This window comes from Microbacterium umsixpiens (genome assembly GCF_053543675.1).
On sequence record NZ_JBLVOH010000155.1, the window covers coordinates 19,478 to 25,543 of the forward strand.

General features: G+C 69.4%; 7 protein-coding genes. 2 read left to right on the top strand and 5 right to left on the bottom strand.

Going from position 1 to position 6,066, the window contains the following annotated elements:
- Positions 1 to 389 precede the first annotated feature (389 nt).
- Positions 390 to 1,034, bottom strand: coding sequence for a response regulator (locus ACNPM4_RS15385; RefSeq protein ID WP_029260981.1), 645 nt, complete (start codon positions 1,032 to 1,034; stop codon positions 390 to 392).
- A 281-nt stretch (positions 1,035 to 1,315) separates the two neighbouring features.
- Here ACNPM4_RS15385 and ACNPM4_RS15390 point away from each other — a divergent pair, with 281 nt between their 5' ends.
- Positions 1,316 to 3,031: a sensor histidine kinase gene (locus ACNPM4_RS15390; protein WP_029260980.1), complete on the top strand. Its 1,716-nt coding sequence runs from the start codon at positions 1,316 to 1,318 to the stop codon at positions 3,029 to 3,031.
- 27 nt (positions 3,032 to 3,058) lie between these two features.
- Here ACNPM4_RS15390 and ACNPM4_RS15395 read toward each other — a convergent pair whose 3' ends face one another.
- The 3 genes from ACNPM4_RS15395 to ACNPM4_RS15405 form a co-directional block, all read right to left on the bottom strand.
- A complete protein-coding gene (locus tag ACNPM4_RS15395) occupies positions 3,059 to 3,532 on the bottom strand; it encodes a hypothetical protein (RefSeq protein ID WP_448986263.1) in 474 nt (157 codons plus the stop codon).
- 89 nt (positions 3,533 to 3,621) lie between these two features.
- Positions 3,622 to 4,032: a riboflavin kinase gene (locus ACNPM4_RS15400; protein WP_036302874.1), complete on the bottom strand. Its 411-nt coding sequence runs from the start codon at positions 4,030 to 4,032 to the stop codon at positions 3,622 to 3,624.
- A complete protein-coding gene (locus ACNPM4_RS15405; protein WP_448986264.1) occupies positions 4,029 to 4,538 on the bottom strand; it encodes a flavin reductase family protein in 510 nt (169 codons plus the stop codon). The genes ACNPM4_RS15400 and ACNPM4_RS15405 overlap by 4 nt, the downstream gene beginning before the upstream one ends.
- Before the next feature lie 103 nt (positions 4,539 to 4,641).
- Between ACNPM4_RS15405 and ACNPM4_RS15410 the strand changes: the two genes are divergently transcribed.
- Complete coding sequence (locus tag ACNPM4_RS15410; RefSeq protein ID WP_372469143.1) at positions 4,642 to 5,244, top strand: PadR family transcriptional regulator; 603 nt, start codon at positions 4,642 to 4,644, stop codon at positions 5,242 to 5,244.
- 4 nt (positions 5,245 to 5,248) lie between these two features.
- Here ACNPM4_RS15410 and ACNPM4_RS15415 read toward each other — a convergent pair.
- Positions 5,249 to 6,066, bottom strand: an 818-nt coding sequence (locus tag ACNPM4_RS15415) for a PfkB family carbohydrate kinase (protein ID WP_448986265.1), incomplete at its 5' end; no start/stop codon positions are given.

The window sequence follows — 6,066 nt, forward strand, 5'->3', positions numbered from 1 at the left end:
CTGCCCGAACAGCTCCCCACAGCCATCCGTTCATCCGTGGACCGGTCCTACAGCCGTCCACGTCCCCCGGACGGCGCCCCCGCCATCCGCAACCCCGGACAGCCGTCCGCGCAGCTCCCACAGCCACCCGCACAGCCCCGCAACCGCTCGGACGGCTCCCCCGGCCACCCACGCAGTCCCCATCACCGGGCGAACGCCCCCATCGTCGTTCGCTCCGCCCTCCACCCCTCGCGCCCGAAGTCCCACGGCGTCGCTGTGCATCGCAATGCTCACCGTCTCGTCCCTTCGCCTGACTCCAGATCGTCCTCTGCCACCCTCACTCAGAAGACAGCAGCGCTCTAGGGCCCTTCGTCCCTCGGCCTCCCGCCGGGAGGATCCTCGTCCGCGCGTCAGCCTTCGTCGTGCATCCGCGAGAGTTCGAAGACCGCCGCCTGCGTCCGGTGGGTGAAACCCAGCTTCCCGAGCATCGAGGTGACGTAGTTCTTGACCGTCTTCTCAGCGAGACCGAGCCGGTCCGCGATCTGACGGTTCGTCAGGGCGTCGGCGATGAGAGCGAGGATCTGCCGTTCGCGCATGGTCAAGGACGCGAACCGGGGATCAGCCGAATCAGCCGACCCCGAGGCGACCTGGCCCGTCGCCCGACGCACCGTGGCGGGATCGAGCAGCCGACGTCCGGCAGCGACGGCACGCACCGCTTCGGGAAGGTCCGCAGCGCGCACCGTCTTGAGCAGATGCCCGTCCGCCCCCGCCATCACGGCCGCGATCACCGCGTCGTCGTCGTCGTAGGCCGTGAGGATCAGGCACCGCATCCCCGGATGCTTCTGCCGGATCGCCCGGCACAGGTCGATCCCGCTGCCGTCCGGCAGGTGCACATCGAGGACCACGACATCGGGAAGAGTGGCCGCGATCCGCCTCGTCGCCTCCCGGTAGCCCCCCGCCTCACCGACGACATCGAGATCCGGGGTGGCCTGGATCACAGCGGCGACACCCCTGCGCACCATCTCATGGTCGTCGACCAGGAACACTGAGGTCATGCCCGCACTCTCCCGTTCCTGCCTGCTCGCCCGCCCGGTCTGCCCAGGCACGTCTCTCGCACCGTAACGGGCGTTTCGCGGCCTCGGCCGGGACCATGGTCCCCGCTCGATCGGGAAAGCGGGCCTCCGGCAGCGGGAGTCCTGCCGGCGACGCGCCTGCCATATACCGGCTGAGCGTTGCAGACCGGTCGGTCTCCGGGGAAGGTGGAGGGATGCAGGACAGATGCCGACAGACGCATATTACGCCCGGCCCCCAGCAGGACGACGGGGACGACGCTCCCGTGACACGCGCACCTCGGCTCCTCGCCACCCGCCGCCAGCTCCGCGGTCTCGTCGACTTCTCGCCGGACGCGTCGGACCAACTCGACGCCGACAGGATTCTCACACGCATCGTCCGAGCTGCCGCCGACCTCATCCAAGCCCGATACGGCGCGCTGATCGTGATCGACGCGGCCGGCGCTGTCGAGCGATTCATCCACGTGGGCATCGACCAGCGAAGTGCGGCCACGATCGCCGATCCGCCCGAGCCGGGGACCCTGTTCCGCGCGGTGGTCGACAGCGGACGCACGATCCGTCTGAACCAGATGAGCGATGACCCTCGGTCCGCGGGTTTCCCCCCGCATCACCCTGCCATGGAGGGGTTCCTCGGGGTCCCGGTCCGAAGCCACGGCGAGGTGTGCGGCGTCCTCGTGCTGTCGAATCGGCGAACCGGTGTCTTCACGCTCGAGGATGAGGAGCTCATCGAGTCGATGGCCGCGACCGCGGGAATCACCATCCACAACGCCCGCGCGGCCGAAGAGGCTCGTCGCCAGCAGCGACTGAATCGAGCGCTCTCGGACGTGAGCGCCGTGCTCCTGACCCCTCAGCGCGAGGACATCCTCGACGTCATGGCCGAGCGCGTCACTCACGTGGTCGCCTGCGACCTGGTGACGATCGTCGTCCACGTGGATGCCGACCGTCTCCGCATCGACGCTGCCCGCGGACCGCTGTCCGCCGCATACGAACACGGGGTCCTCCCGGCGGCGAGCTCGGTCGCCGCGCACGCCATCGCCAGCGGAAGGGTGGTGAGCGGAAGCCTCACCGATGAGGACACCCACGCCAGCCTGGCCGGAGACCAGGATGCCGCAGGGCCCACGGTGGCCGTCCCCCTGGTGGCTGCCGGGCATGCGATCGGGGCGCTGTGCGTCACGCGAGTGGCATCCGGCAGCGACTTCTCCCCGAGCGAGATCGACGCGATCTCCGATTTCGTCGCCCAGGCGGGTCTCGCGACCTCACTCGCCTGGGCTCGAGAGGATCGGCAGCACCTCGACATCATCGAAGAGCGCAACCGCATCGCCCGCGACCTGCATGACAACGTCATCCAGCGGCTGTTCGCGACGGGGATGAGCCTGCAGGCGTTCGCTGCCACCGACCCCGCCCACGCCGAAGAACTCGAGCAGCACGTCGCGGAGATCGACGCGGCCATCACCGACATCCGCTCCGGGATATTCTCGCTCCGCACGCGCCGCGTGAAGAGAAAAGACCGTCCTGTGCGCCGGCGCGCGCTCGACGTGATCACCGAGCTCACTCCCGCGCTGCCGTCCGCGCCGACGATCACCTTCGTGGGGCCGGTCGATCCGGTCGTCACCGGGAAGCTCGCGGATGACGTCATCGCCGTCATCCGCGAAGCGCTCGCCAACGTCGCCCACCATGCCCAGGCCAGCACCTGCGCCGTCACGGTCGCCGTCTCGGAGAAAGAGGTCATCGTCTCGGTGCAGGACGACGGTGACGGGATCGCGGAGTCCCTCGGCGACCCCGGAGGGACCGAGAACCTCGCCGAACGTGCGGCGCTGCATGGCGGCACCTTCACGCTGGATCAGCGGACGGAGCGCGGAACCACGGCACGCTGGAGCGTCCCCCGCACCGTGCTTTCCGGCGAGGGGCCTCCTCCGACGGGGCGTCGCCGCAGTGACGGCGGCACCCGGCACCAGCTGCCGCGCGGCACCTCGTCGGAGTGAGCATCCGCTGCGGTGTGGGCCGACCGCTCACACGGTGCACGAGGGTCGGCAGTGCGACATCACGTAAGCCATGAAGTCCGTCATGAATCCGGAGATGCCCTGATCTCTCACGGCCGGGTCGGTACTCCTGATCGCGGGCGCCCATGTCGCGGAGAATGCGGGAGAGACGGTGAGGAACTGCGCGGCGATGGCCGCCATCGCGTCGGCCTGCGCCTGTGTGGACACAGTGACGCCGAGCTCGGCGATCAGTTCGGGGTGCGCATCGGCGAGGGCTCCGCGTCCCGTCATGACAAGGAGCAGCAGCTCCAGGTCGGTCGACGACGCGAGGCGAGGATCGAGGTCGGCCTCGTCGCCCGCGGCCTGCAGCCCGGCGCTCGTCGCAGCCGCAGCTTCGGGCGCGGAGTAGCCGGTGGCGCCATGAGCCGATGACACACCTGTCAGTGACAGGGTGAGTGCCACGACGGCGGACGTGAAGAAAGCGGTCTTCTTGCGGGCGAGCATGGGTTTTCCTCCGGATCGTCGGTGATGCGGAGAAAGTACCACAGGAGTGAAATGTAAAACAGTACTCGATCTGCGGCGGTCCTCGCCTCTCAGGCGACCCCAGCCGGTCCACGACCAGCCAGGAGCCGTCGACAGCGGCGGACATCGTCCGCACTCTGCGAGACCAGCGCATCGACCCCCTCGAAGTGCAGCGTGGGCCGCAGGCGGGCGACGAGCGTCACCGCCAGCGTCCGGCCGTACAGATCGAGGTTCACATCATGCAGATACACCTCGACCCGCCTCTCCCGGTCGCCGGCGAAGGTCGGATTCGTCCCGACGCTGACGCTCGCGGGCCAGACCTCCGGTTCGTCGTCGATACGCGTCCACGCCGCGTAGATCCCATCGGCGGGCAGGTCGCTGCCGTCCAGCGCCAGGTTCGCCGTCGGGAAGCCGAGCTCGCGCCCCCGCCCGTCACCGGGCACGACCACGCCGACGACGATCGCGGACGGCGAAGCGCTCACGCGCTCGCAGACCCGGCGATCGACCGATAGCGGCTCTGATGGAAGACCAGCGGCTCCACATCGTCGAACAGGGTGATGTCGGCGATCTCGTACAGGGCGATCTCGTGGTCCCCGCCATCGAAGGTGCTGTGCAGGCGGCAGGTGAGCCAGAGCGCGGCATCCGAGATCAGCACGGCGCCGTCCTCGGTGCGCTGCCAGTCATGCCCGCCGAAGCGATCGCCCTCACGCGCCGAGAGCGAGCGACTGAGCGGCTCGTGATGCGCGGCCAGCACGCTCATGCCGAGCTCGGGCACCTCGCGGAGCAGCGGCCAGGTCTTCGAGGTCCGCGCCGCGCTGATCGCGACGAGGGCGGGCTCGAGCGAGATCGAGGTGAAGGAGTTGACCGCCATCCCGACAGCGCGGTCATCGACATGCGCGGCGAGGGCTACGACGCCGGTCGGATACACCGAGAACGCCCGGCGGAGGGCGAGGTCGCGCGGCAGGGCGTCGGTCACGGCAGTCGTCATTTCGGCTTCCTTTCGTTAGTCAACTTTGACTAGTACTCATAATAGGCAAGTTTGATCATGCAAACAATAAGAATGTGGGACACCAGCCGTTAGCATGAGGGGCATGTCGACCACCCGCCTCGTCGTCCTCGGCGCCGTGAAGCAGTTCCAGCCCGTGCACGGTTACTTCCTCCGCCGCGAGCTCATGACGTGGCACGTCGACGAATGGGCGCACATCCAGCCCGGCTCGATCTACAACGCCCTGCGCGCCCTCGAGGTCGACGGCTACATCGCCGAGAGCGGCACCGAAGCCGAGGGCAAGCGCCCGGCACGCACGACCTACCGCATCACTCCGGCCGGCGAGGTCGAGCTCCAGCGCATGCTGCGCGAGAACCTCTGGAACGTCGCAGCCTTCGACACCCAGGCCATCATGACCGTGGCCTCGTTCATGTTCGTGCTGAGCCGCCAGGAGGTGATCGCCGGCCTCGAGCACCGCCTCATCAAGAGCGACGCGATCATCACCCAGAACGGCTTCGACGTGCAGGACACTCTGCGCTCCGAGACGACACCGAAGTACGTGCGGGAGATCTTCGACCTCTCCACCGCCCGCCTCACCGCCGAGAAGCAGTGGCTGCTCGACCTGCTGGAGCGCCTGCGCGGGGGTGAGTACACGTTCGCCGGCGAGGCGGAAGAGGTCGCATCGCCCGCCACGCCCCCTGCGCGGTAGCGGCTCAGCGCGAGTCGACGAACGCCGCGATCGACCCGGGCGTCAACTGCGGCGTGGTCGCCCCGCGGTGCTGAGCCACGACGGCTCCTGCCGCGCAGGCTCTGACCAGGGCGTCCTCGATCGCCATCCCCTGGGCGAGCGCCGCGGCGAGCGCACCGCAGAAGGCATCGCCGGCTCCCGTCGTGTCCACCGAATCGATCCGGAAGGCGGCGACGTGCACGGGATCGCTCCCCGAGCGATGGAGCGTCACTCCCCCGGCACCCTGCGTGAGAACGACCGTCTGCGCACCGGCCGCATGGAGTCGGTCGACGCCGCCGAGTTCGACGCACTCGGTCTCGTTCACGACGAGAACATCGACGTCGGCGAGCATCCCGATCGTCGCGGCATGCGCGGGGGCGGCGTTGAGGATCGTCAGTGCGCCGGCAGCGCGCCCCGCACGCAACCCTGCGGCCACGCTCTCGACGGGCACCTCCAGCTGCGCGAGCACGACCCCGGCTCCTGCGATCCCGCCGACCGCGTCTTCCGGGGTGAGATCGGCGTTGGCACCCGCCGCGACGACGATACTGTTGTCCCCGCCGTCGAGGGCGAGCACGTGCGCCACTCCGGTCGGAGCGGTGGCGCTGCGGCGGAGGGCCGCCACGACTCCGGCCTCCGTCAGCGTCTGCTGCAGCACGTCGGCGGCCTCATCGCCTCCGACGACCGCGCAGAACCTCGTGGGCGCCCCGCTGCGGGCGGACGCCACGGCCTGATTCAGCCCCTTGCCGCCGGAGAAGCGTCCGCCGGCTCGTCCGAGGAGGGTCTCGCCGACGCGTGGGGGGCGCG